Raw genomic sequence first — 25857 nt, forward strand, 5'->3', positions numbered from 1 at the left:
TTGTCTGTCCTATAGAAACGGATGTTCTATATTAAGGCTTGAATGTGTAGTACATTCTATTCTAAACTTACCTTATAACCGTGTAGTAACAGGTGGGGGAGAACTTATGGATTATATGGATAATATCCGCAACAAGCTTGCGCTGCTGCCTGATCTGCCCGGCTGCTATCTGATGAAGAATCAAGAGGGTACGATCATCTATGTCGGCAAGGCCAAGGTACTGAAGAACCGCGTGCGCTCTTATTTTACAGGCAGCCACAACGGGAAGACGCAGCGGCTGGTCGCCAATATTGTTGATTTTGAATATATCGTGACATCGAGCAATATGGAAGCACTCATTCTGGAGTGCAATCTGATCAAGAAACATATGCCGCGCTACAACGTGCTGCTGAAGGATGACAAGACCTTTCCTTATCTAAAAATCACGAACGAAGCCCATCCGCGCCTGGAGGTTACCCGCCGGGTGTTGAAAGATAAAGCTAAATATTTCGGCCCGTATCCGAACAGCTACGCCGCCCAGCAGACCAAGAAGCTGCTCGACCGGATGTATCCGCTGCGCAAGTGCGGGGTGATGCCGAAAGAGGTCTGCCTGTACTATCACATGGGCCAATGCCTGGCTCCGTGCGAGAAGGAAGTGCCGAAGTCCGCTTACGAAGAGATTATCCAGAACATCTCCTCGTTCCTCGGAGGCGGGCATGACGCGGTGAAGAAGGATCTGCAGAAGAAGATGCAGGAGGCGGCGGAGGAGCTGTATTTCGAGCGGGCCAAGGAGCTGCGCGACCAGATTCAACACATCGATGCCGTGATGGAGAAGCAGAAGATCAATACGGCCGACACTAAGGACCGCGACGTCTTCGGCTATGCGGTGGACAAGGGCTGGATGTGTGTGCAGATTCTGTATATGCGGCAAGGGAAAATGATCCAGCGCCATTCGTCGGCTTTCCCGTTCTACGGAGAGGCGTACAGTGACTTCATGTCTTATGTGACGCAGTATTACAGCGACAATCCCGCGCTGCCGCAGGAGATTCTGCTGCCGGATATGGCAAGTGCCGGCATGGTTCCGCCAGAAACAGGCGGCACTGCCGGCCAGGGAAGCAGCGGGCTGGTAGCCGGTGGAATGCCGAGCGGCCAGGCGCTGATGGCGGCCTTGGGCGCAGAGGATGAGTCGGAGGCCAGTGAGGTGTCCCGCGGGGCGGACGCTGGTGAGGTGCTTGCGGGTGCTCCGGCAGCGGCTGATGAAGCTGCGCAGGGGCAGGTGGAGCAGGAGGGGGCAGCAGGGCCGGGCGCAGCGGCGGAAGCGTCGCGGGAGCAGACGGAGCAGGATGCAGCCGCCGAAGGAACCGTGGATGCGGCCGGAGGCGCCGCCGCCCTGCAGGAATGGCTGGGCATCAAAGTGCTGGTGCCGCAGCGCGGGCTGAAGAAGCAGATGATCGGCATGGCCTGCCAGAACAGCCGGGTCGCGCTGAATGAGAAGTTCCGCCTGATCGAGCGGGACGAGGAGCGCACCTCCGGGGCGGCCAGCAGTCTGGGGCAGAGCCTGGGGCTGGACTCGCTGAACCGGATCGAAGCGTTCGATAACTCGAATATCCAGGGGGCCAATCCGGTCTCGGCCATGGTGGTCTTCATCGACGGCAAGCCTGCCCGCAAAGAGTACCGTAAGTATAAGGTCCGCACCGTACAGGGGCCGGATGATTATGAGACGATGCGCGAGGTGATCCGGCGGCGTTATGAACGGGTGCTGAAGGAGAATCTGCCGCAGCCGGATCTGATCGTAGTCGATGGAGGGAAGGGCCAGATCTCTTCGGCGATCGATATTCTGCAGAATGAGCTGGGGTTATTCATTCCCGTCTGCGGTCTGGTTAAGGATGACAAGCACAGAACGGCCCAGCTGCTGGTCGGCGACTCCGCCGAGCCGGTCTCGCTCGCCAGGGACAGCCAGGAGTTCTACCTGCTGCAGCGTATCCAGGATGAGGTTCACCGCTTCGCCATTACGTTCCACCGGGAGCAGCGCGGCAAATCGATGGTCACCTCGAAGCTGGATTCGATTCCGGGCATCGGGGACAAACGCCGGAAGCTGCTGCTGAAGCATTTCGGGTCGCTCAAGAAGATCAAGGAAGCCTCCATCGAGGATTTCAAGGTGCTGTCCATCGGTGAGAAGCTGGCCGGTCAGATTCTGGAGGCGCTGAAGGATGAGGAGCCGTCAATCTAAAATGGATTTGAACGGTAACGGAAAAGAAGCCGGCCCCATGTGGGCCGGCTTCTTTGGGTTTGGTTAGGAATGGATGGTATCTTCAGACATTCCGCTAGTCGTCTGGATGGCAGGCCAACGAGGGCTAAATGTAGTCGAAAAACCGACCACATTGGGCGTGACGGAGGCACGTGGATCAAATGTGATCGAAAAACCGACTACAATTTGCAGGGATGAGGCGTGTGGATCAAATGTAGTCGAAAAACCGACCACAATGGGCGTGACGGAGGCACGTGGATCAAATGTGATCGAAAAACCGACTACAATTTGCAGGGATGAGGCGCATGGATCAAATGTAGTCGAAAAACCGACCACAGTGGGCATGGTGGAGGCATGTGGACCAAATGTGATCGAAAAACCGACTACATTTTGCAGGGATGAGGCGTGTGGATCAAATGTAGTCGAAAAACCGACCACAGTGGGCATGGTGGAGGCGCATGGAACAAATGTAGTCGAAAAACCGACCACGATGGGCGTGACGGAGGCACGTGGATCAAATGTGATCGAAAAACCGACTACAGTGGGCATGGTGGGGGCACATGGAGTAAATGTAGTCGAAAAACCGACTACATTGCGTTGGGTGGCGCTGTACGGGCCAAATGTACATAGTAGACTGAACACTATGAGCTGCTGCATAATTAGGTTAATCTTTACTTTCTGCATAAAATCGTTGATTTGTATAATTGCAACCGGTTTCGGTAAAGGGTACGCTTATCTTGAATCTATGAAAACGCTTATAAGAGGAGGATTAAAGAAATGGGATATTCAAAAACAGTAAGACGCAAAAAGGGGATCAATGGGACCGCTCTTTGTCTGAGCATCATTATGCTGCTGAGTCTCGTGCTGGCGCTTCCGCCAGGACCGGCGCATGCTGCGGACTCTTATCTGCTCTCCAAAGACCGGCCGGCGTATGCCTCGGGCACAGAGGGCAATAATACCCCGGATCTGGCGGTGGACGGCAATACGGGTTCAAGGTGGAGCAGCTCATGGGGGACGGACCCGAACTGGATCTATGTTGACCTCGGGGCAACTGCCGCCGTAGACCGCGTGGTGCTCCGCTGGGAAGGGGCTTACGCCAAGGCCTACAAAATCCAGGTATCCGCAGACGAATTGAACTGGAGTGATATCTATTCCACAACTACAGGAGATGGGGGTGTGGATGAGCTTACGCTAAGCGGCACCGGCCGTTATGTCCGGGTATTTGCCACAGAGCGGAACCTGACGCAATACGGCATCTCTCTCTATGAGTTCGAGGTATACGGCACCGGCGGCGTTAATCCTCCTCCGGTGGTTCTGGGGCCGAATGTGGCCTTGAACAAGCCTGTGACGGCTTCATCCTATCAGGTGGCCGATTATCTCCCGGTCGGCTCCACCCTGCCGGAACTGGGTGGACGGCAACCTGAACACACGCTGGTCCTCCAACGCTACCGATAATGAATGGCTGAGCGTTGATTTTGGCAGCGTACGTACACTGGGCCGGGTGATCCTTAACTGGGAGGCAGCCGCCGGCCGGATTTATGATATTCAGGTCTCGAATAACGGAACCTCATGGACTACGATCTACCGGGAGCTTCACGGCGACGGAGGCACCCTTAATCTTCCCGTCTATGCCAGCGGCCGCTATCTGCGGATGAAAGGGATCAGCAGAGCAACCTCCTTCGGGTACTCGATCTTTGAATTCCAGGCCTATGATTATGTGGCAGGCGATCCTAAGCCGGTCTATAACATTCCGGCCCTGCCGGAGCTGACTACAGTGGCCGTGGGTCAAGGCAGTCATGCTGCGAATGACCTCTCGGTGCCCCAGCCCAAATATCCGCAGTATAAATCGGATGCGCTGACTGCACCGCTGCCTTCCAATGATTGGTGGCAGTCGATCATGATTAATCAGCTCGGCAACGGCATTATTACGCTTCCGCTCAAATCGAAATATACCAAGCAGGGGCTGAGCATTCTGAATCCGGGCGCAGGCTACCTAAGCGCTGACGGAAGAGCACAGGAAGCCGCGGGAAACCCGGACCTGTACCTGATGGCCGGCAACATTAATACCTCGGGGATGTCGAACCGGATTACTGCTTACGGCGACTGGTCAGCGACAGCCGTATTAAGCGATGGTGCAACCGAGAAGCTGAAGACAACATTCGTCAAAGGCTCGCCTTATCTCTATTCGCAATTCAGTGATCCGTCCAGTCCTGAAGTGTATCTGCCAGCCGGGGCACGCTTCTTCGACGGCAGCAATACTACGCTTCTCGCTGCAGACGGCGCCACCGTTACAGCAGACCATATCGGCATTGCGGTCACCAATTCCAACGGGGCGCCAACGCCTGAAATGGTGACCAGACACTATGGGCTGTATGCGCCGGCCGGTACAACCTTCAAGCGGGTCGGTGCCAAGCTCAAAATCCAGCTCGGCGGAGGCCAGAACTACCTGTCCCTGTCGGCTCTTCCGGCACCGTCCAATCTGAATTATTTCTACCAGCACGGCTATGCCTTCGTGACGGACACGAAGGTGGCCTATACCTTCAACGAGACCACCTCCGATGTCACGACCACCTTCAATGCGGTGACAGAACTCAAGCGTTCGGGCTTCCCGAATACAACGCTGATGGCACAGCTTCCCCACCAGTGGAAGGTTACTACAACACCGCTGACTGCTGTCTCCTTCCCGTCCATCCGCGGAAAGATGAAGGTATCAGAGGGCAATTCGTTCGCCACTACGGATAAATTCTACGGCATTGTGCCGCAGTTCACCGAGCCGGGCGATTCCACCTATTCCCGTCAGGATCTGCTGAATTATCTGGCGTTGCTGGATACGGACACCGCGACCAATCTGATGCAGGCCGATGCGTACTGGCAGGGCAAGAAGCTGCATCCGCTGGCCATGGGTGTGCTGATCGCCGATCAGATCGGCAATGAGAGCTACAAGAATCTGTTCCTGTCCCGGATGAAGACGGTGCTTACAGACTGGTATACGTACACCTCGGGGGAAACCGATTATTATTTCGACTACAACTCCGACTGGGGTACATTGATCTATAAAAACAGTGAGTTCGGTGCGAACTCCGGCATCACGGATCATCATTTCACGTATGGCTATTATGTCTTTGCATCTGCCGTGCTTGCCACCTACGATACCGACTTCAGAAATAAATTCAGCGGGATGGTCGATGAGCTGATCCGGGATTATGCTAATCCGTCGAAGACGGATCCGAAGTATCCTTACTTCCGCAACTTCGACCCGTATGAAGGCCATTCCTGGGCCGGCGGTTATGCCGACAATGACAGCGGAAATAACCAAGAAGCGGCCGGAGAGTCACTGTTCGGCTGGGTCGGCCAATATATGTGGAGCACACTGACTGGCAACACCGCCTTCCGCGATGCTTCCATTATGGGCTTCACGACGGAGCTTAGAGCAGTACAGCAGTACTGGTTCAACTACGACCAGGATAACTGGCTGCCGGGCTATACGCATAAAACTGTGGGTCAGATTTACGGAAGCTCGAATTTCTTCGGCACCTTTTTCAACGGGAATCCGGTGTATGTCTATGGCATTCACTGGCTGCCTACAGCAGAATATTTAACCAGCTACGGGTTCGATACGGCTAAGGCGGCTGGATTATACAGCGGCTTCGTGGCCGATAACGGCGGGCCGGAACCGGACTGGTACCATATTGTCTGGCCGATTCAGGCGCTGAGCGATCCGCAGGCTGTGCTGAATAAATGGAATCCGGCACTGCCGCAGCAGAACGAATTGTTCAACACGTACTGGTTCGTGCACAATATGGCCACGCTTGGATCACGCACCAAGGACATTTGGGCGGAGAACGGCTACAGTGCAACGGTGTACAAAAAAGGTTCGGCCTACCGCGCGCTGGTCTGGAATCCGACCAATGCGGCGATTACCGTTACGTTCCGCAATAGCGGAGGTGTTACAGGCTCGGCTATAGTCCCGGCCGGGAAGCTGGTGAAGGTGGACCCGACGAAGGTGACCACGGATACGCTGCTTACTCCGCCTGCCTTGACAGCTGACACCACCCAGAATGCTGCCGGCCAGCCGATTGAGCTGACGTTCACGGAGAACGCAGCCTGGAGAAATGCAATTACTGCGGTAAAAGTGGATGGAACTTCAGCAGCAGCTGCGAATTATACCTTGGAAGCCGGTAAAATCACCCTGAACACCGCGCTGTTCCCCACGGCGAAGACTTACACGGTTACAGTAACAGCAGACGGATATAACGATACTTCGGTGCAGCAGGTCATTACCGGCGGAACACAGCCGTCCGGGAACCTTGCCCTCAATAAGGCGGTTACCGCTTCGGAGAATCCGAAGCAGCCTGCTGCCGGCGCTGTGGATGGAAATGCGGGCACCCGCTGGGAATCGGACTTCAGTGATCCGCAGTGGATTCAGGTGGATCTTGGCTCTGCCCAGACGGTCAGCCGTGTCCTGCTGAACTGGGAGGGGGCATATGCCAAAGCCTACACGATCGAGACATCGGCAGACGGCGCGAACTGGGCAACAGTCTATTCGACAACTACCGGAGACGGGGACATTGACGATGTCAGCTTTACCCCGGTCAACGCGCGGTATGTAAAAGTGAACGGGACTGAACGCGGGACGCCGTACGGGTATTCCTTGTGGGAACTGGAGGTGTACGGGAGCGGCAGCGCCGTGACACCGCTGGCTCCGCCTGTTCTGACAGCCGACACCACCCAGAATGCTGTCGGTCAGCCGATTGAGCTGACGTTCACGGAGAATGCGGCCTGGAGAACTGCAATCACTGCGGTGAGGGTGGATGGAGTGGCAGCAGCGGCAGCGAATTATACCGTGGAAGCCGGTAAAATCAAACTGAATACCGCGCTGTTCCCTACAGGGAAGACGTATACGATTGCAGTAACAGCAGCGGGATATAACGATGCTTCGGTGCAGCAGGTGATTACCGGCGGCACACCGCCGCTTGTGAACCTTGCGCTGAACAAGGCGGTTACCGCTTCGGAGAATCCGAAGCAGCCCGCTGCCGGAGCTGTGGATGGAAACGAGGGCACCCGCTGGGAATCGGATTTCAGTGATCCGCAGTGGATTCAGGTGGATCTCGGCTCTGCCCAGACGCTCAGCCATGTCCTGCTGAACTGGGAGGGGGCTTACGCCAAAGCCTACACGATCGAGACGTCGGCAGACGGTACGAACTGGACCACGGCCTATTCCACAACAACCGGGGACGGCGGACTCGACGATGTCAGCTTCACCCCGGTCAGTGCGCGGTATGTGAAAGTGAACGGGACGGAGCGCGGCACCCAGTACGGCTATTCTTTATGGGAACTGTCAATCTATTAATGACCAGGTCAGCGGCACTCCTGTTCTTGCTGGTTCTAAGCAGTCTTAGTGCCTGCTCGGACAGCGGCCGCTCCGAAATTACGCTGCCTGCGGGCCATCCTTCAGCCGTCCCCCTCTCGGAGCTGGCTGCCAAGGTGAAGCCGGTTCAGTTCACCGTCTTTGTGAACTATGACTGGTATACGGCGCCGGACTGGGAGGCCGGGCCGCATAGCCGGTGGATTACCGATCATCTGAAGGTGAAGCTTCTGCCGGTACCATCGAGCGGTGCTGCCGCCCAGAAGCTGAATGCGATGATAGTCTCGGATCAGCTTCCCGATGTGCTGGTTATGGATCGCGGCAAGGATGTGGAACGGCTGCAAAAGGCGGGCAAGCTGGTGGCGCTGGACTCTTATCTGGAGCAATATCCTGAATTCGCCCGGACGGTCGGTGAGAACACGCTGAACATGCTGCGCAGTGAAGACGGCAGGCTGTACCAGATTCCGAACTGGTATATTAACGGCAGCGGCGGCAGCGGCAACGCCGGTTTCCTGGTGGAGAAGAGAATATACCGCGAGCTCGGCTCCCCTAAGCTTGCGACATGGGATGATCTCGAAGCGTATCTGCAGCAAGTGCAGAGGAAATACCCGGATATTGTGCCGATCGACTTCGGGGAGACCCGGGACGGCGTGGAAATACAGATGATCGGCATGCTGTACAGCGGTGCGGCGGATAACCGGACGCCAAGCTTCATCTCTCCCGGTTCAGGCCAAATCTTCGGTGTGCCCTCCGGCATCCGGCTGACTTCTGTGTACCGGGACCCGGCATTCCTGGAGACGCTGCAGCTGGCGGCCCGGCTGGTCCGTCAGGGACTGACCTCTCCGGATCTGTTGACCGAGACACGGGATCAGGTGCTGGAGAAGCTGAAAAGCGGCCGGATCGCCGTATTCGGCGCTTATGACGCTGTTGTGGAAGGGATCGGCCGGGAAGCGAATAATCAGCTCTCGGCTAAGGACCCGCTGGACGGCTATGAGCTCATCTGGCCGTTGCACCGCGAAGGCGTTGATCCCGGCAAGGTCTACCCCTCCGGGTACAATACGCTGGGCTGGAATGTCAATGTCATTACAACCGCTGCCCGGGACCCGGAGGCCATTTTCTCCTATATGAACTGGGCGACGAGTCCTGAGGGGCAGCGTATTCTTTTCTTCGGGCCGGAGGGATTGTTTTATGATAAAGTAGAGGATGGAGTTCCCATCCCAAATGATTCCTATATTGGACGTGACTTGAAATGGTATGATGATCTGAAGATCGGAGAATTCAACTGGTACGGTAATACTTCATACATTGATGCTGCCAAAGCACAGCGTGAGAAGCTGCTGCCCGCCGGAGCCCGGGACTGGACGACCCTTGGACAAGCCAATATAACGTTCAAGACTTCGATGAACATCACCGAATTCTCTAATCTTGACCCGGCGCCTGCCTCGGAAGAGGGGCTTATTCTGCAAAAGCTGAGGGATCAATATGCGCAGGTGGTGCCCCGGATGATTTTTGCGGCAAGTGATGAAGAGCTCCGGGAGCTGCTTAAGGCAGCAGACAGGGAAGCATCGGACCTGGGCTATGACAGGCTGCTGGCCTGGAAGACCGGAGTGTGGCAGAGCAATCTGAAGAAGATCAAGGATTACACACCAGAACAATAAACGTTTGGAGAAGAAGAGGGATACGTTATGTACCCTCTTTTCCGCATGAAGGAGTGCTGGTTGCGATGTACAGAGCTGTCTTGGTAGATGATGAGAATTATGACCTGGAGGGGCTGCGCTGCCTGATTCCCTGGAGTGAGCTTGGGATTGAAGTGGTCTGCAGCGAGAGCAACCCGCTTGCCGCTCTCCAATATATCGAGAATCATGAGATTGATCTGCTGATTACAGACATCCGGATGCCGGCGGTTTCCGGTATGGAGCTGTCCCGCCTGGCGCTGGAGCTGAACCCGGGGCTCAAAATCGTGTTCATCAGCGGCTACCAGGAATTTCATTATGCGAAGCAGGCACTCGACTTGAAGGCCCATGCCTACGTTCTTAAGCCGGTTGATGATGAGGAGCTGATCGGTGTACTGCGCACGGCTACCGCCGAGCTGGAGCTGGAACGGAGCAGGGGGCCGGAGGACGGCGGGATGATCGCTTCCTTCGATTTCATCAAAAATGATGTGCTGCAGCATCTGCTGGAGGGCAGCATTGACGGGGCTACGTTGGGCGCCTTCCTGGACCGGTATCCGCTCGATTTGGCCTTCTCCAGCGCTTCTGCGGTGCTGATTGAGGCCGATGATGTTCTGATGCGGGTGCAGGAGCAGCCGGAGGATGTCTATGCCGGTCTGGACCGGCTGTTTCAATACATCGGGTCAGAGATTGACGCCGCCGCTGCCGGGAAATGGTGCCGGTTGAACCGTTCACAGCTCGGTTTCGTCTATACCGGGCAGCGCCTGACGCTGGAAGAGCAGCTTCAGCAGCTGGTGCAGAAGGTCCGTGAGCACACGGAGTATACGATCACTGTAAGTTATGGAGCAGAGGTGGGGTCTCCGGAAGGACTGGCCTCCTCCTTTTCCCAGGCGAAGGCTTATATGAACGGCAAAATGTTCATCGGCAAGAACAGGGTGATTCCGCCGGTGATGAGCAAGCCGGGTATGGTTCAGGAGATCAAGGAGCTGAGCGTTGTCCTGGAGGGGATGTTCGGGGCCATGGCGGCCTACAGGCTGGCTGATATTTGCGACTGCCTCGACGAGCTGTTCGAAATGGCGGCGCTGTTCGAGCATCCGGTGAAGGTCTATCATTTCTCTATTCATATCGTTACCCGGCTGGAGGCTTACCTGGGGACACTCAACGAGACCTACGAGAGTCTGCAGCAGATGGACGTTATTCATCATCTGGAGACCGTTGACGATATCAAACGCTGGCTCCGGTGTACCTTGTTTGAGATTTCCGAGCTTCTGTTCATGAAGAAGCAGCACAAGAACCGCCGGCTGATGGAGCGGATTGAAGCCTATATCCGGGAGAGGCTGACAGAGAATCTTACCTTGCGGGCGGTAGCTGCCCATTTTGCCTATTCGCCGAATCATCTCGGGGTCCTGTTCAAAGAGCACACGGGGGAGAGTTTCAATGAGTATCTTGTGCGGCTCCGCATGGAGAAGGCGATTCTCCTGCTCGATCAGCCTCAATACAAAATTTACGAGGTAGCTGATAAGGTTGGCTACAAGAACATTGCTTATTTCAGCAGGCAATTCCGGGAGTTTTTCAATATGACCGCAGCCGATTACAGAAAGCAGAGCTGATCCGGCATGCAGATGAAGCGTGCGAAATCCTTATACATTCCCATAAGCTACAAGCTGCTTATTTCTTATCTGCTGCTGGTGCTGACACCGATCATCGCGATCGGCAGCTATGCCTACCTGTCGTCTGTGCGTTCCACCGAGCAGCATACCAGAAGCAATCTGGAGGTGGCTGTCAAGCAAATGGCCAGCAACGTGGATTTCCGGCTAAAGGATATGGTCCGCAGCACCGATGAGCTGTATGCAGACCAGACCCTGGCGCGTTATCTGGCAGGCTATCATTCCGGCTGGGAGAGATACAGCATTATGTCGCAGTATATCCTCCCCAGGCTGAAGAATGCGGCGAATCTGCCGGACCCGGAGGTCGAGCTCTCCGTCTATGTAAGCAATCCTGATGTCGGGGAATTCTATTACAACGATCGTGCAGCAGAAGATGTCCGGAAGTACTCTTTGTTTCATATGGATCGCATTGAGGATGAAGCGTGGTACAGAAGGCTCGATCTGCATTACGGCTCCAGTGCATGGCGGCAGACGGGCAATGACAAGGCGGATGGCAGCATCTCCTACCTGCGGCCCCTGATCAACTACGATACCCTGCAGCTGAATGGTCTGATCAAAATGACGGCGAATATGAAATACATCTTCTCTGATGCAGTCTCGGGGCAGCTGGGCGAGGACAGCATCCTGTTCATCGTGGATAACGCAGACCGCCTGCTGTTCACAAGCTCCCCGAACGGGGTTATCCCTGAGCCGCTGGCTTCAGCCGCTTCAGGTTATATTAAGCAGCCCGGTTCTTATATGCAGATCAAACAGCCGGTTAGCAATATGCCGGCCAGTGTAGTGGCCTGGATTCCATATGCTTCGCTGCAGAAGAATTCACAGCAGGTCCGCAATGTGACCATCGGCATCTGTCTGGTTACCCTGGTGCTGCTCTTTCTGATCAGTCTGGCGATGTCCCAGTATTTCTCGCGGAGCTTCCAGAAGCTGGTGTCTTCTCTGAAATCTTTTCAGGAAGGGGACTTCCACAAGCGGATGCCGGTCCGGGGCAATGATGAGTTTGCGGAGATCGGCAGTGCTTTTAACGAGATGGCTTCAACCATTCAGCGGTTAATCGATGAGGTCTATGTCGTCAGTCTGGAGAAAAAGGAGACCGAGCTGCAGGTGCTGCATTCCCAGATGAACCCGCATTTCCTGTATAACACCTTCTCTTCCATCAGCCGGATGGCCAAGCTCGGGGAGATTGATAAGCTGCATGAGGTCATCCGTTCACTGGCCCGGTTCTACCGGCTGACGCTGCACCGGGGGGAGATGATTATTCCCGTGGAGCAGGAGCTGCAGATCGCGGAATCGTATCTCGACATTCAGCGGATTAAGAATGCGGACCGGATTCATGTCGCCTATGCTGTAGCGCCGGAGGTGCTGGAGAGCGAGAGCGTGAAATTTATTCTGCAGCCGTTTGTGGAGAATGCGCTGGAGCATGCCTGGTATGACGATGAAATCTTCCTGGTTATCCGTGCTTACATGGAAGAGGGGGATGTGGTCTTTGAAGTGGAGGATAACGGGCTGGGGATGAAGGAGGAGCTGATCGGACAGATTCTTAAGCCTGCGGGCCAGGGTATCGGCTATGGCATCCGTAATGTGGACCAGCGGATCAAGCTGCAGTACGGCAGACCGTATGGCGTAGCTATTCACAGCTCTCTGGGCGAAGGAACGCTGATCCGGCTCCGCTTTCCTTACCGTCCGTATCATTCTGTGTCGGAAGAGTCATGACAGCTATAGCTATACAGCAGCAGCGGCTGCGCTTTCCCTGATCAGGAGGCGCAGCCGCTGCTGGTGTTTATGGAGTAGAGAAAGGTTCTACCGGCTTCGGCTCCCGTGGAGGATTGAAGCGGTATACCAGATAACCGACGATGAACGGCAGGATGATGGTCACGATGCCTGCCCCTACATTCACCTTATCCTGCATGAAGATCAGCGTAGCCCCCATCAGGATGCTGTCGAATACCACATGGCTGAACATCACCGCGATGAACCCGTACCGGATGAAAATATAACTGAACAGGAGGCCGATGACCGTCAGCTCAATCGGCCGTGAGATGACGGGATAGATCGGGTAGAGCGTATGTCCGAGTGCCCAGATCAAGGTCGTGATCAGTGAAGCGATGAGCGTATTCTTAACCAGCTTCTTCAGCATTCGGATCCCGAACAGACGGTAGACCGCCTCTTCCGAGAGCCCGGCCAGCCAGGCTACAATCGGCAGCAGCCAGGCATATTTCATATTGTAAGGCGACTGGCTGGCATCTGTGGTGGACCAGTTATCCAGCGTATAGGACAGAATAATGAACATGACGGTCTGTACGCCAAGCAGAATGAAGGCCCAGATATAACCAGCCTGAATACTCTTCAGTACATAGTGGCCGTAGCCGGGCTCGGAGGCCCGGGGCCAAGGATTCAGCTTCTCCTCAGAGCGCCACAAGCCGTCCCCTCCAACCAGGGAGAAGTAGAGCAGGAGCGACATCAGCAGACTGTACAGAACGTAGATGATGAACATGACTACGGCTGTAACTCTTGCCTCAGCACTGCCGCTGCCGGATTCGGACACCACATTGTAGCTGCTGACCATCATGATCAGGAAATGGACGGAGCTCAGGAAAATTCCGCGCTTCCAGGAAGTATGCTTCCTGCGCAGAATGCCGTAGATCATCGCCAGGATACCGAGCAGCAGGGTAGGCAGGCCGTAGCCGAACAAGGTGAGCTTCTTGGCAAGCGAGGTCTGCCCGTCCACATAAGTATCATGCCAGGCGGGAGCCGAGAATCCGGCACGGAAGTACGAGACCTCGCCGTTCAGATAATTGAATTGGTACTTAAGCGGTAATTCACCTATGGTGACGGAGTTGTCGGAATAGACAAGCCCGTATCCATCAAGGTTAGCCTCAATCTTCAGCTTGGCAGGATTGGTCCCCCATAGCTTCAGCCAGGGAAGGGCGAGCCTCTCTTTTGCCTCCAGGCTCAGGTCCGGTATGCTGCTTACAGGATTGGCAGTATCGTTACGTTTGGTTGCCACCGTGGGCCGCTCCCCGTAATTCAGCCCGGACGCAGCGTCGGCATCGGCGCCAACAGCAAAAGCCACAGGCTCGCCGGTATACATATTGAGATCGACTGCCAGCCGGGCTGCCGCCTCTCCGGACGTATAAAGCACCGCATGGTACACATCGAACGGATAACGCTGGTCCAGCTTATTCTTGGAATAGTCCGGAAGCAGCTTCTCACGGGACATATAGCCGTAGAAGGAAGAGTCCGTCTTGTACAGGATCACCCATTCATCTCCGGCTGCGGCTTCATAGCCGAGCTGCCCAGCAGCGAATGCGGCGGCCTTCTCCCGGATTTCGCTTTTGCTGAGAATGGCTGTATCCCCGTCTGAACTGGAGAGGAGCTGTGGAGCGATCTGGAACATGACAAATAGAATGAGTCCTAGAATTCCGGCTAGGATAAGTTTGGTAGTAAGGGGCCGCTGATGCAGGGGCTGGCCGACGGGATTCATGGAACGCCTCCTTGAAATAAAATGCTCTCATCCATCCATTATAGTATTACATGCCGGGCAGGTACAAAGAAATGCCTTATTATCCTTTTACGTGAAGAAGTCCCGGCTTATGCTTAAAGGCTTGTTATTTTTGTCTTCTTATCAAAATGAGTCTTTGTGAAGTTAGGCAATAACGTATATAATTTTGTATGCTTATCTGATACTGACCGATTCGTAATTTCTAATATGGAACCCTGAAAGGATGAGAAGTTTGGCGTCACCGTCTTCCAAGATCACCGGCTTCCGATTCCTGAAGCTGGCTCCTCCGCAAATCCTGGTGCTGAGCTTTGCTGCGGTCATCCTCATCGGCACGTTGCTGCTTATGCTTCCGGTATCCAGCGTACCCGGTAAGCCGCTCCGCTTCATGGACGCGCTGTTCACAGCCACCTCTGCCGCCTGTGTGACCGGACTGGCTGTAGTGGATACCGGTACCCATCTTACGGGCTTCGGACAAGCGGTCATTCTGGTGCTGATCCAGATTGGCGGGCTCGGGTTCATGACGATGGCCACGCTGTTTGCGCTGGTGTTCAGGCGCAGAATATCACTGCGTGACCGGCTGATTCTTCAGGAAGCCATGAATCAGAGCTCGATGGAAGGGATTGTGCGGCTGATCCGCAAGGTGCTGCTCTATTCCCTGGTTATTGAAGCTGCGGGAGCACTTCTCCTGTCCATCCGCTGGGCGGTGGATATGCCGCTGGGCCGCGCTCTCTACTACGGGGTGTTCCACGCGGTGTCGATGTTCAATAACGCCGGATTCGATCTGTTCGGCGGGCATGATCACAGCTTAATCAGCTATGTCGGAGACCCTGTCATTAACCTGGTCGTTATGTTCCTCATCATCTCCGGGGGAATCGGCTTCATCGTAATCTCTGATCTGGCCGACCTCCGCCGCACCCGGCGGCTGTCGCTGCACAGCAAGGTGGTGCTGTCGATGACGGCTGGACTGATCCTGACCGGAATGGTGGTCATTTTCATCTTCGAGTTCACCAATTCGCGGACGCTGGGACCGCTGAATCTCGGCAGCAAGCTATGGGCCTCCCTGTTCCAATCGGTGGCACCGCGTACGGCAGGGGCCAACACGCTGGATATCACGGGACTGCGTCAAGCCACTCAGTTCTTCATCGTGATTCTGATGTTCATCGGGGCTTCCCCGGGCTCTACCGGCGGCGGCATCAAAACCACGACCTTCACGCTGATGATCGGAGCTGTAATCTCCATGCTGCGCGGCCGTGAAGACATCGTGCTCTTCCGTTACCGGCTGGCTCAGGAGCGCGTGTTCAAGGCACTGACCATTACGCTACTGGCGCTGCTGCTGATCGTTACGGTCTCGATGATGCTCTCAACCACAGAGGGGCTGCCATATCTGATGATTTTGTTCGAGACAATCTCAGCGTTTGCCAATGTCGGACTGAGTCTGGGACTGACCCCGGAGCTGACGCAGGTCGGCAAGATCCTGATCTGCCTGACCATGTTCGCCGGACGGCTGGGACTGCTGACGCTGGCGTATGCGCTCGGTCCGAGACAGGGTAAACCATTATATAAATATCCGGAAGGCAAAATGATAATTGGATAGGGGAATCAAGTCATGAAACCACAGCAGTTTGTTGTAATCGGCCTGGGCCGCTTCGGCTCAAGTCTGGCGCTGGAGCTGATGTCCATGGGCTACGAGGTGCTTGGCATTGACCACCAGGAGGAGCGGGTGGAGGAGATGACCGGACGGCTGACCCATGCAGTCATGGCGGATGCTACGGATGAAGGGATTATGCGCTCCCTCGGGGTGCGTAATTTCGACTGCGGCATTGTGGCGATCGGCGATAATATGGAGCGGAGTATTCTGGCCGCGATTCTGCTGAAGGAGCTGGGCGTCAAGCAGGTGGTCGGCAAAGCCATCTCCATTCTGCATGGCCGCGCTCTGTCGAAGCTGGGGGTAGACCGGGTGATTTTCCCGGAGCGTGATATGGGTATCCGTGTGGCTCATCAGCTGGTGACGCCGAATCTGCTCGATTATATCGAGATCTCCAAGGATTACAAGGTCGTTGAGCTGACGGTACCCGCTTGCATGAACGGCAAAAGCCTCTCTGAGCTGAACACCCGCGCCAAATACGGCTGCAGCATCATTGCCCTGAACCGCGAGGATGGCATCATCGTTGCCCCGACTGCGCATGATCATGTGCATCAGGGAGACATCATGGTGGTGATCGGCTCCAACGACAGCATCGAGGAGTTTGAGGATGAAGCGGTGAATGCGGAGTAAGGATTTCCTGCCAGGCAGCCTATCCCGATAAAAGAAAGCTAAAAACGCCCGGATGGCTATGCATCCAGGCGTTTTTGCTGTTTCGGCGTAAGCCTGCAGCCGCACATTAGAACGCCTGTACACCAGCCTGTAACATGCCGCGCGGGGGTTGAAAAATTTTCCTATACACATATGTAAAATGTATCCTGAAATGATAAAATAAAATATTGTAAGCGGTAACATAGAAATCCTTAGGGGGATACGTGATGAAAAAAACACCGATGATCCTGCAGCTGGCGTTGATTCTATTCTGCATTATGGCTATTCCTACAGCAGTCCTGACCTGGTACAGCGGGTCGCAGATTATACAGAACTCTGAAGCGGCTATCGGGGAATCCACGCTGGCCGGGCTTAATGCCAACCGCAGGCTGAACGAGAACGCGCTGGCTAATCTGGCCCAGGATACGTCGCGTCTGGCGGCGACGAATATTTTTGACCGTATCCGCAGCTTCGAGACCTACGATGAGATTAACGCCAACTATAACAATGTAAGTCTGGCGTTGTCTGTCACCAAGGAATTGCTGAACCTGAACCGCCGGGTGGACGGTGTGTACTCTTCATTCTTTGTCCTGGAGGATTCGGATTATGTCTTCTCCACCGACAGCAGCATCACGACGCTTGCCCGCTATGAGCCTATCGGGTGGATCACAGAAGCGCTTAAGGGGCGCAGGGGGATCAGCGGGGTATGGGTGCCCCGTAAGCTTGCGTCGGGCGAGAACGTGGTGTCTTATGTGTACCCCCTCAACCGCCTGTCCACCACCACCAGGGGAGTGATTGTCGTCAACATGAAGGAGAGCCAGATCGGCAAATATCTGCATGCTACCGAGGTGGGTGACAGCAATTACCTGCTGCTGGACGCTGCGGGTACGGTGATCTCCTTCAATGACCGGTCCATGCTGCTCTCCGACAGCCGTAAGCTGCCCTTCTTACAGGAGATTCTGAATCAGGAAGCCAGTGAAGGCTACACCTTCCGCAAGCTGGAGGGCAAACGGACGGTGTATGCCTGGAGCCGTTCCTCCTTGTCCGGGTGGTGGAATGTCAGCTGGAGCTCCATGGATGAGCTGATGACCAAATCCAGAGAGATGCAGGGGAATATTATTCTGCTGACAGGGGCGATCATTGTACTGGGGACGCTGCTGGCCATCTTCCTTGCCACCTGGTTATCCAGGCCCCTGAGGCAATTGGTGCAGACGATGCGCTCGAAGATGGATTTGGGCGTAGTGAACAAGAATGAGCTGGCCTTCCTGGATCTGGCCTTCAAAAGGATGCAGGAGGAGGAAGAGAGCCTGTTCCAGCTGCTGCAGGAGCGCGAACAGGATACCCGCAGTCTGGCCGTACACCGTCTGCTGCGCGGTGAGATTCCGCCGCGGATCACGGAGGTTTTTCCGCATGCCTGTTACAGAGTGGTGGTGGTCTCCATCGACCAATATAGAAGATACGTGGGCCATACCAATGGGGAGACGCGCAGTTATCATCGGTATTTGCTGAGTGCCAAGTATGAGAATGTTTTCCCTGAGGGGCTGGTGGCCCGCTGTGTCTACCATAATGAGGGCTGTACAGTGATTGTACTGAACTTTGCTCCGGAGGAGGGGGAGGCGCATAGTACTCTGATTCATCAGGCGCTGGAGGAGATCCGCGATCAGTCTCTTGAGCTGCTGGAGCATTCGGTCACGATTGGGGTGAGTGAGCGGACGGATGCTCCCGAGCGGGTGGCACTGCGGCTGTTCGAAGCGATGGAGGTGATTAAGCGCAGGATGATCAAGGGGGCCGGAAGCATCATGTACTGGCATGACGGGGAGGATAACAGCCGCAAGTATGTTGACTCTGAGAGCAGCGAGCGGCGAATTCTGAATTTCCTGGATGCCGGCGACCTGGTGGGAATCTTCAAGGAGCTGCAGAGCATCCGCAGCCAGATCTCCGCAGAGGATAATATCTCCTACGATAATATTATGTTCATCTATCATCAGCTGATGGGCGCGACGATCAAGCATCTCCGGGAGAACCACCTCGGAACCGGAAGGATGATTATGGGCCGGGGCAACGTGTATTCGATTCTCGCCGCGATGGATACGCTGGATGAGCTGGAGGAGTACCTGTATGATTTCTACTGTGAGATTGTACAGAGCCTGGATCGGAGCACCCATGAGACCAATTATGCGCAGCGGATCATGGAGTACCTGAAGCAGCACTACCGCGAAGAGATTGTCTTCGAGGACATGGCCAAGCAGATTGGCATCAGCTACTCCTACATGCGTAAGCTTGTCTATGAGCAGACCGGCAGCAGCATGATTGATTTCGTCAATCAGCTAAGGATCGAGCAGGCGAAGGAGCTGCTGCTGGATTCGGGGCTGACAATCAAGCAGATTGCCGCAGAGGTCGGTTACGCCAATGTGCAGAGCTTCAACCGCTTTTTCCGCAAGTATGAAGGCATGCCGCCAAGCGGCTACAAGTCAGCGAAGAGCAAGAGTTCCTAGAAGCTCACAGATGGTGATAAAAGACCATAAAAGCTCATAGAAACCCGTAGAAACCATTAGAAACCCATCCCCGGCGGACCGGTATCTCGTTTCAAGGATCTTGGTTTTTCGGCTTGTCGGTGGAAAGTGGGCAGGCGGTGAAAATGAGAGGGATAAATCCCTCTGATGGAGCCGAAAGTGGGTGGATGTGAATCCCGGAAAAGTTGGTTAAACGAGTAAATGAAAAGCACAAGTGCCCCTGAATCCCGGGAAAGTTAGCTAAACGAGTAAATGAAGAGCACAAGTGCCCCTGAATTCCAGAAAAGTTGGCTAAACGAGTAATTCAGGAGCACAAGTGCCCCTGAATTCCAGGAAAGTTGGCTGAACGAGTAAATGAAGAGCACAAGTGCCCCTGAATCCCGGAAAAGTTGGCTAAACGAGTAAATGAAGAGCACAAGTGCCCCTGAATCCCGGGAAAGTTGGTTAAACGAGTAATTCAGGAGCACAAGTGCCCCTGAGTTCGTGGAAAGTAGGAGTGTTCAAATCTATATTAGTCAAAAGCGTGCGGGGCGAGCAACAGTAGCTCCCTAATCATTCCTGATAGCTCTCATAGCTCCCGAATCGCTCCCTGTTAGCTATCATTGCTCCTTGATCACTCCCTCATCGCCCCAATCACTCCAATCTCCCCTGGCCCCATCCCTCGCCATGCCTTTCTATCCGACTTGTACCTGCTCCCCTCCCAATTGAAAGCGCTTTATTAATTTTGGGAATGCCTATCAGTTTTGATTATTCTCCTGCGGCTGAGGCCTGGAGTGCCGGGCGGCAATCCATTGACAATCAATTGTGATAGGTGATCATCAATACTCATGATATTCAAGACCCGGCAAAGGCGGTAGCATAGGAGCCAGGCCGGAGAATAATAGCCGGAAGCCGGCAAGAGAATTCAAGGCAGGAGGTGAATATGTTGAAAGCTGCAAGCGCTTCACAAACGAATCACAGTCCTCTATTAAGAAGGAAACAGGGGTTCAGCTATTATTTACAGCGGGATTGGCAGCTCTATCTGCTGGTGATGCTTCCGCTGGCTTTTGTCATCGTATTCAAATATTTGCCCATGACCGGACTTGTAATCGCCTTCAAGGACTATAAGATCGCCAGAGGCTTCTGGGGCAGTGAATGGGCCGGACTGCAGGTCTTCCAGGACCTGTTCGCCAAGCCTGATTTCATCCGGGCCGTCCGCAACACCCTGCTGCTGAACGTGCTCGACCTGTGCTTCAGCTTCACGATGCCGATTGTGCTGGCTCTGCTGCTGAACGAGATCAAGAGTGTACGGTTCAAAAGAATCAATCAGACGGTGCTCTATTTGCCCCACTTCCTGTCCTGGGTCATTATCGGAGCCATCGCCTATCAGCTCCTCAGTGAGGGGGGCGGCGTTGTCAATAACCTCATAGAACTGATGGGAGGCACCCGGATTCCGTTCCTGCAGCAGGATACGAATTGGCTCATTAGCTATCTCGTGATCGGGGTCTGGCAGAGCATGGGCTGGGGCACGATTATCTATCTGGCGGCGATGAGCGGGATCAACCCTGAGATGTATGAAGCGGCTACGGTGGACGGGGCAGGCCGCTGGAGAAAGGTATGGAATATTACCCTTCCATCGATCCGGGCAACGATTGTGACGCTCTTGATTATGGCGCTGGGCAAAGTAATGGACGGCTCCTTCGAGCGTATCTATGCGCTGCAGAATAAGGCCACCACGGAGTTCACCACCACCATACCGGTCCTGGTGTACCGCTGGGGGATTGAGAGCGGTAATTTCAGCCGGGCGACCGCCATCGGATTATTCCAGTCCGTCATCGGGATTATTCTGGTCATTTCCGCGGACCGCGTAGCTAAGAAGCTTGGCGAGGATGGGATTTTGTAGAAAGGAGAGGAACCATGAAAGCCATAGCCGGAGGCACTGCCGCACCCCATAAAGCACGTATCGATATCTGGGAAACGCTGATCCGCCTCGTCATTATTATCATCTCATTGATCTGCCTGCTGCCGTTCATTCATGTCGTATCGAAATCGCTGAGCTCTGACTCCTTCGTCATTGCCAACAAGGTCTTTCTGTGGCCGCAGGGCTTCACCATTGAAGCGTATAACAAAATCTTCGCGGATGCCAGTATCCTCCGTTCCCTGTACATCTCGGTCATCGTGACTGTGCTGTTCACCATTCTGGGCATGATCCTGACCATCTGCGCCGCCTATCCGCTGTCCAGAACCCAGTTCAAGGGGCGCAGGGTGATCACCTTTATCTTCCTATTCACCATGTACTTCAGCGGGGGCATTATCCCCGACTATATGAACATCAATAATCTGGGGCTGATGGATACCATCTGGTCGCTGGTACTGCCCCTCTCCTTCAGTGCCTTCAACCTGCTGATTATGAAAACCTCGCTGACCAGCGGCATTCCCGTCAGTCTGGAGGAATCTGCGCGGATCGACGGTGCCGGGCATTTCCGGATTCTGTTCAGCATTGTGCTGCCGTTATCCAAGCCGATCATGGCGACACTCGCTCTCTTCTATGCAGTGGGACGCTGGAATGCTTATCAGGACGCATTGTTCTATATCAAGCATGAGACCTCGCTCCGGCCGCTTCAGCTCAAGCTGTATTATCTGGTCATTCAGGCAAGTGAAAGCTTCCAGCTGGAGGCCAGCCAGGTGCAGCTCAGCAATCCCGAAGTCCTGAAGGCGTCAGTCGTTGTATTCGCTACCTTGCCTATCCTCTGTGTGTATCCGTTCGTCCAGAAATACTTCGTTCAAGGTGTTATGCTCGGAGCCGTCAAGGAGTAATCCTGCGTCCCTGGTATATAGTCATTCTTTGGAATTACGAAAATTCAAAAAATGGGGGAATTGCGATGAGTAAAAGAAGCGTGTATTCGTTAATGATGGCATCCGTCATGACGGCCGGCCTGCTGGCCGGATGCTCCGGGGGAAATAACACCAAGGATACAGCCGAAGCCAGCAGTAAGCCGGCCGAGACTGCCGCTGCTACGAACCAGACCGAAGGGGCCTATCCTGATTATTCCAAGGGCTTTGAGAAAAAAGTCTCGCTCGACATTCCGGTCTATGAGCGTGCCTATGAAGGCTGGAACGTGTCCGATAACTATTATACCCGCTGGGTGCAGGCGGAGTTCGGCGACAAATATAATATAGAGGTTAACTATGTGCCGATCACCCGCTCCAAAGAAGTAACGGATTTCGAGCAGCTGCTGGCTTCGCACAAGGCTCCGGATATTATTTTCCACTATGATATGCCGCAAGCGCTTACTTATTATGGCGAGGATGTGATGCAGCCGCTCGACTATGCAGAGATCCAGAATTATGCGCCGACCTACTGGAAGAACATGGGTGAGACGATTGAACAGTATGGTACCGTGGACGATCAGAAGACCTTCTTCTTCGCTGCCCGCCCTGAAGCCGACAACTTCGTCAACATTATCCGCAAGGACTGGGTGGAAAAGGTAGGCATGAAGGTTGAGGATCTGACCTCGCTCGAGAAGTACAACGAGATGCTGGCCAAATGGAAGGAAGCCGGACTCGGCGTAAGCGGCGGCAATCTGCTGCAGAACTTCTTCAACTTCAACTATCCGTTCCGCAAATGGCCGGTGGATGCGAAATATCGTGCGCTGTATTCCGATCTCAGTGTGGCCGATCTGACTACGGAGGAGACTGAGGCTTACCTGCGTAACCTCAATTATCAGTATAACAATGGCCTGATTGATAAGGAATTCTATCTGCGCAACGATGAACCGAAGATTAAGGCTGAATTCGTGGCAGGCAAAACCGGCAACTTCGGCTTCTATCTGGCGAACAACACTGATGTCTTTGCGGCTACGCTGCAGAATAACCCGGATGCCGAATTTGCGGTGGTGCCTCCGTATGCGGGAGTTCCAGAAGGCAACAAGCCTCAAGGACGCGCTTACTGGCCGTTCGGCTTCATTATGGGAATTAACTATGAATCCACGCCGGAAGAACGCGCAGCCGTGTGGATGTATCTGGAATGGCTCAGCCAGCCGGAGAACCTGTTCAAGTTCCAGAACGGGATCGAAGGGGAGAACTATACGCTTGATGCAGACGGCATTGCGCTGAAGAACCCGGATTATAAGGGCGAAGCGGTGCTGGCACAGAACAATAACAAGGACTATTGGGGTCTGGTGACAGAAATTGCCCAGTACCCGGATGAAGCCAAGACCCGCAAGGCCAACCTGCGCAACTGGGCTCCGGCCGGTTATGAGCCGCTGGCGGATGATCTGGTGAAGTATTATGACGAGGTTGCCGAATTCCGTACACCGGATGCCCTGTTCAATGTGGTGCTGGAGAAGGTGAACGAATACAAGGCGGATCTGAATACGCTGTTCCAGGAGCTGTACGTGAAGGTGGTGCTCGCTCCGGAGGCTGAATTCGATGCTACGTATGAAGCCGCCAAGAAGACGTATCTGGAGGCAGGCTACCAGGAGATTCTCGATGAGAAGCAGGCGGCAATTGATGCAGGCAAGTTCCGTTAATCTTGTGTAAGCCTGGCTTAGTATAGCAAAAAAATTACCCGGCAGTATCCTCACCCGGCAGGCCGATCCGTAGCATTACGGAGGCTTGCCGGGTGATTGCTGTGTTCCCCGCCGCTACTCGCGGCTGTTCAGGAAGACATCCTCCGTCACCTGCACCAGGCAGCGCGCTGCCGTGCTGAGTCCGCCGCTGCTCTGGTATATGAGGCAAGTGGTCCGCTGCGTCTGCTCCAGCTCCTTGATGTGCAGGGAGACCAGCCCCCCGCCGTTCAGCAGCTCCGGACGCAGATACGAATTCGGCAGCAGGGCCGCAGCTTTGATGGTGGGCAGCAGACGGACAATGGCCTCGAAGGAGTCGATCTCCATCCGTACATCGGGATCAACCCCGCAGCGCTGGAACAGATCATCTGTCGTCCGGCGGTACCAGGTTCCCTTGGAGAAAAGGATCATCGGCAGCCGGGAGAGATGCTCCATGGTGAGCCGCGGCGTCAGGGTCAGCGGATGCTGCTCGGAGACGACCAGCCGGAGCTGGTCCTCGAACAGCGGGATGCAGCGCAGCCCCGGCTCCTGGACCTGGGAGGCAATGATGGCCACATCGCATTTGCCTTCGCTGACGGCGGTGACCATCTCATGGGTCTTCCCGGTGATAAGCTTCAGCTCGGCTGCCGGATATTTCTCTGTGTATGCTTTTACCAGGGGAGGCAGGGTTGTCTGCAGTGTGGTCAGGCTGGCCCCCAGCGTCACGAGCTGCGGCTCGCCCTCCTTGAACTTCGATAACGCTTCCAGGAACTTGGAACGCTGCTGCCGCTGCTCCAGCGCATAGGTGTAGGTAAGGCGGCCTACCTCTGTAAGCTCCAGCCGCTTGCCGAAGCGGTTGAACAGGGCGACGCCGAGCCGCTCCTCCAGCTTGGAGATTTTGCGGGAGAGGGCCGGCTGGGACAGGTTGAGCTGGCGCGAGGCCCGGTTCAGGCTGGAGTGCTCCACCACCGCAGCAAAAGCATCTAAATCATCATACATTTCATAGTGCTCCTCTCTCTCCCAAATTCCCATTCAACTGTGATAAAAAGTATAGCAGATGAGCAGGGTTGCCCCTGATGCGCAGGAAGACAAGTCTGGATTGTATGTTATTAATGAAGCTAAATGAGAATTATTATCATATTAAAAATATTCTTATGCAATTATAGTATAACGATTAATAATTAGATTGCAATTCCCTTATAAGCGAAAAAAGAGTAACATGAAAAGTGACACAGGATATTCACATATTGTGAATTATTCAGCAAAGTCCGGGAAAACAATGGATAGTGGTGCAAACAGACTATTAGCCGGTAAATCAAGCCTGCCGCTGCCCTGTTTCAACTGTACTCCCGGCGGTGTATGCTCTTTAAAAAGACTTGTGAAAACGCTGTTTTATATGGAAAGGGGACACTTTGCATGAGAGGATTTTATTCCAGAAAGATTCATTCCTTGCTCGGCGTTATCCCGCTCGGGGCATTCTTCCTTGAGCACATGCTGACGAACTTCGCAGCAGTAGAGGGTGGCGCTTCTGGCTTCACAGACAGTGTGCTGTGGCTGAACAGCCTGCCGCTTGTCTTCTTCCTGGAATTGTTCGGCATCTGGCTGCCGCTGCTGTACCATGGAGTCTACGGCCTGTACATCGCGTACCAGTCGAAGCCGAACCTGAACCGCTACAATCTTGAGCGCAACTGGCGTTATACGCTGCAGCGGATTACCGGAGTCGTCACCTTCATCTTCATTGTCTGGCATCTGTGGGACACCCGCGTCCAGGTAGCGCTCGGCAAGGTGGAGCATGATCAGCTTGGCGGAGTGATGCATAACATTGTGACCCAGCCGCTGCTGATGACTCTCTATATTGTCGGAATCGTGGCTGCCTGCTTCCACTTCTCCAACGGTCTATGGTCGTTCCTGATCAGCTGGGGAATCACGGTGGGGCCGCGTTCGCAGAGAGTATCATCCGTGCTTTGTCTCGGTATTTTCGTTATTGTTACCTTCATGTTCGTCCTGTCGCTGGTTACCTTCCGTAACGATGAATTCCAAACGGCAGCCGTGGCGATGCAGTCGCTGCGCAGCTTTATTTAGTAATAGAAGAGAGAA

At 54.5% G+C, this 25857-nt stretch carries 16 protein-coding genes; 14 read left to right on the top strand and 2 right to left on the bottom strand.

What is annotated here, in order from left to right:
* Nucleotides 1-106: 106 nt before the first annotated feature.
* From uvrC to J2Z70_RS19300, 7 genes are all read left to right on the top strand, one after another.
* The gene (gene uvrC / locus J2Z70_RS19265; RefSeq protein ID WP_209875933.1) at nucleotides 107-2209 is read left to right on the top strand and encodes an excinuclease ABC subunit UvrC; all 2103 of its coding nucleotides are present in this window, start codon (nucleotides 107-109) and stop codon (nucleotides 2207-2209) included.
* A 157-nt stretch (nucleotides 2210-2366) separates the two neighbouring features.
* The gene (locus tag J2Z70_RS19270) at nucleotides 2367-3026 is read left to right on the top strand and encodes a hypothetical protein (protein ID WP_209875935.1); all 660 of its coding nucleotides are present in this window, start codon (nucleotides 2367-2369) and stop codon (nucleotides 3024-3026) included.
* Nucleotides 3005-3682 carry a discoidin domain-containing protein gene (locus tag J2Z70_RS33350; protein WP_245368358.1) on the top strand — a complete coding sequence of 226 codons (678 nt, stop codon included), beginning with the start codon at nucleotides 3005-3007 and terminating at the stop codon, nucleotides 3680-3682. The genes J2Z70_RS19270 and J2Z70_RS33350 overlap by 22 nt, the downstream gene beginning before the upstream one ends.
* Nucleotides 3636-7577, top strand: a complete 3942-nt coding sequence (locus tag J2Z70_RS33355) for a galactose-binding domain-containing protein (protein ID WP_342593032.1) — start codon at nucleotides 3636-3638, stop codon at nucleotides 7575-7577. The genes J2Z70_RS33350 and J2Z70_RS33355 overlap by 47 nt, the downstream gene beginning before the upstream one ends.
* On the top strand, nucleotides 7556-9250 hold the full coding sequence (locus J2Z70_RS19290; RefSeq protein ID WP_209875937.1) for an extracellular solute-binding protein: 1695 nt from the start codon (nucleotides 7556-7558) through the stop codon (nucleotides 9248-9250). The genes J2Z70_RS33355 and J2Z70_RS19290 overlap by 22 nt, the downstream gene beginning before the upstream one ends.
* Before the next feature lie 65 nt (nucleotides 9251-9315).
* Entirely contained in the window at nucleotides 9316-10872 is a 1557-nt protein-coding gene (locus J2Z70_RS19295; RefSeq protein ID WP_209875939.1) for a response regulator transcription factor, read from the top strand.
* Nucleotides 10873-10884: 12 nt separating this feature from the next.
* Nucleotides 10885-12639: a cache domain-containing sensor histidine kinase gene (locus J2Z70_RS19300; RefSeq protein WP_209875941.1), complete on the top strand. Its 1755-nt coding sequence runs from the start codon at nucleotides 10885-10887 to the stop codon at nucleotides 12637-12639.
* Nucleotides 12640-12706: 67 nt separating this feature from the next.
* On the opposite strand, the gene J2Z70_RS19305 is transcribed toward J2Z70_RS19300, so the two are convergent.
* Complete coding sequence (locus J2Z70_RS19305; protein WP_209875943.1) at nucleotides 12707-14410, bottom strand: CPBP family intramembrane glutamic endopeptidase; 1704 nt, start codon at nucleotides 14408-14410, stop codon at nucleotides 12707-12709.
* Between the two features lie 241 nt (nucleotides 14411-14651).
* Between J2Z70_RS19305 and J2Z70_RS19310 the strand changes: the two genes are divergently transcribed.
* From J2Z70_RS19310 to J2Z70_RS19335, 6 genes are all read left to right on the top strand, one after another.
* Entirely contained in the window at nucleotides 14652-16022 is a 1371-nt protein-coding gene (locus J2Z70_RS19310; protein WP_209875945.1) for a TrkH family potassium uptake protein, read from the top strand.
* 12 nt (nucleotides 16023-16034) lie between these two features.
* A complete protein-coding gene (locus J2Z70_RS19315; protein WP_036721939.1) occupies nucleotides 16035-16703 on the top strand; it encodes a potassium channel family protein in 669 nt (222 codons plus the stop codon).
* 245 nt (nucleotides 16704-16948) lie between these two features.
* The gene (locus tag J2Z70_RS19320; protein WP_209875947.1) at nucleotides 16949-19216 is read left to right on the top strand and encodes an AraC family transcriptional regulator; all 2268 of its coding nucleotides are present in this window, start codon (nucleotides 16949-16951) and stop codon (nucleotides 19214-19216) included.
* Between the two features lie 940 nt (nucleotides 19217-20156).
* Nucleotides 20157-21116 (top strand): ABC transporter permease, encoded by a 960-nt coding sequence (locus J2Z70_RS19325; RefSeq protein ID WP_209875949.1) that lies wholly within the window; start codon nucleotides 20157-20159, stop codon nucleotides 21114-21116.
* 14 nt (nucleotides 21117-21130) lie between these two features.
* On the top strand, nucleotides 21131-22030 hold the full coding sequence (locus tag J2Z70_RS19330; protein ID WP_051478153.1) for a carbohydrate ABC transporter permease: 900 nt from the start codon (nucleotides 21131-21133) through the stop codon (nucleotides 22028-22030).
* A 65-nt stretch (nucleotides 22031-22095) separates the two neighbouring features.
* Nucleotides 22096-23745: a type 2 periplasmic-binding domain-containing protein gene (locus J2Z70_RS19335; RefSeq protein WP_209875951.1), complete on the top strand. Its 1650-nt coding sequence runs from the start codon at nucleotides 22096-22098 to the stop codon at nucleotides 23743-23745.
* Between the two features lie 114 nt (nucleotides 23746-23859).
* Here the strand turns inward: J2Z70_RS19335 and J2Z70_RS19340 are convergent, their stop codons facing one another.
* Nucleotides 23860-24759, bottom strand: a complete 900-nt coding sequence (locus tag J2Z70_RS19340; protein ID WP_036701597.1) for a LysR family transcriptional regulator — start codon at nucleotides 24757-24759, stop codon at nucleotides 23860-23862.
* Nucleotides 24760-25176: 417 nt separating this feature from the next.
* Here J2Z70_RS19340 and J2Z70_RS19345 point away from each other — a divergent pair, with 417 nt between their 5' ends.
* Nucleotides 25177-25842, top strand: a complete 666-nt coding sequence (locus J2Z70_RS19345; RefSeq protein ID WP_209875953.1) for a succinate dehydrogenase cytochrome b558 subunit — start codon at nucleotides 25177-25179, stop codon at nucleotides 25840-25842.
* Nucleotides 25843-25857 lie beyond the last annotated feature (15 nt).

It is taken from the genome of Paenibacillus silagei (assembly GCF_017874735.1).
Lineage (GTDB): Bacteria > Bacillota > Bacilli > Paenibacillales > Paenibacillaceae > Paenibacillus_AQ > Paenibacillus_AQ silagei.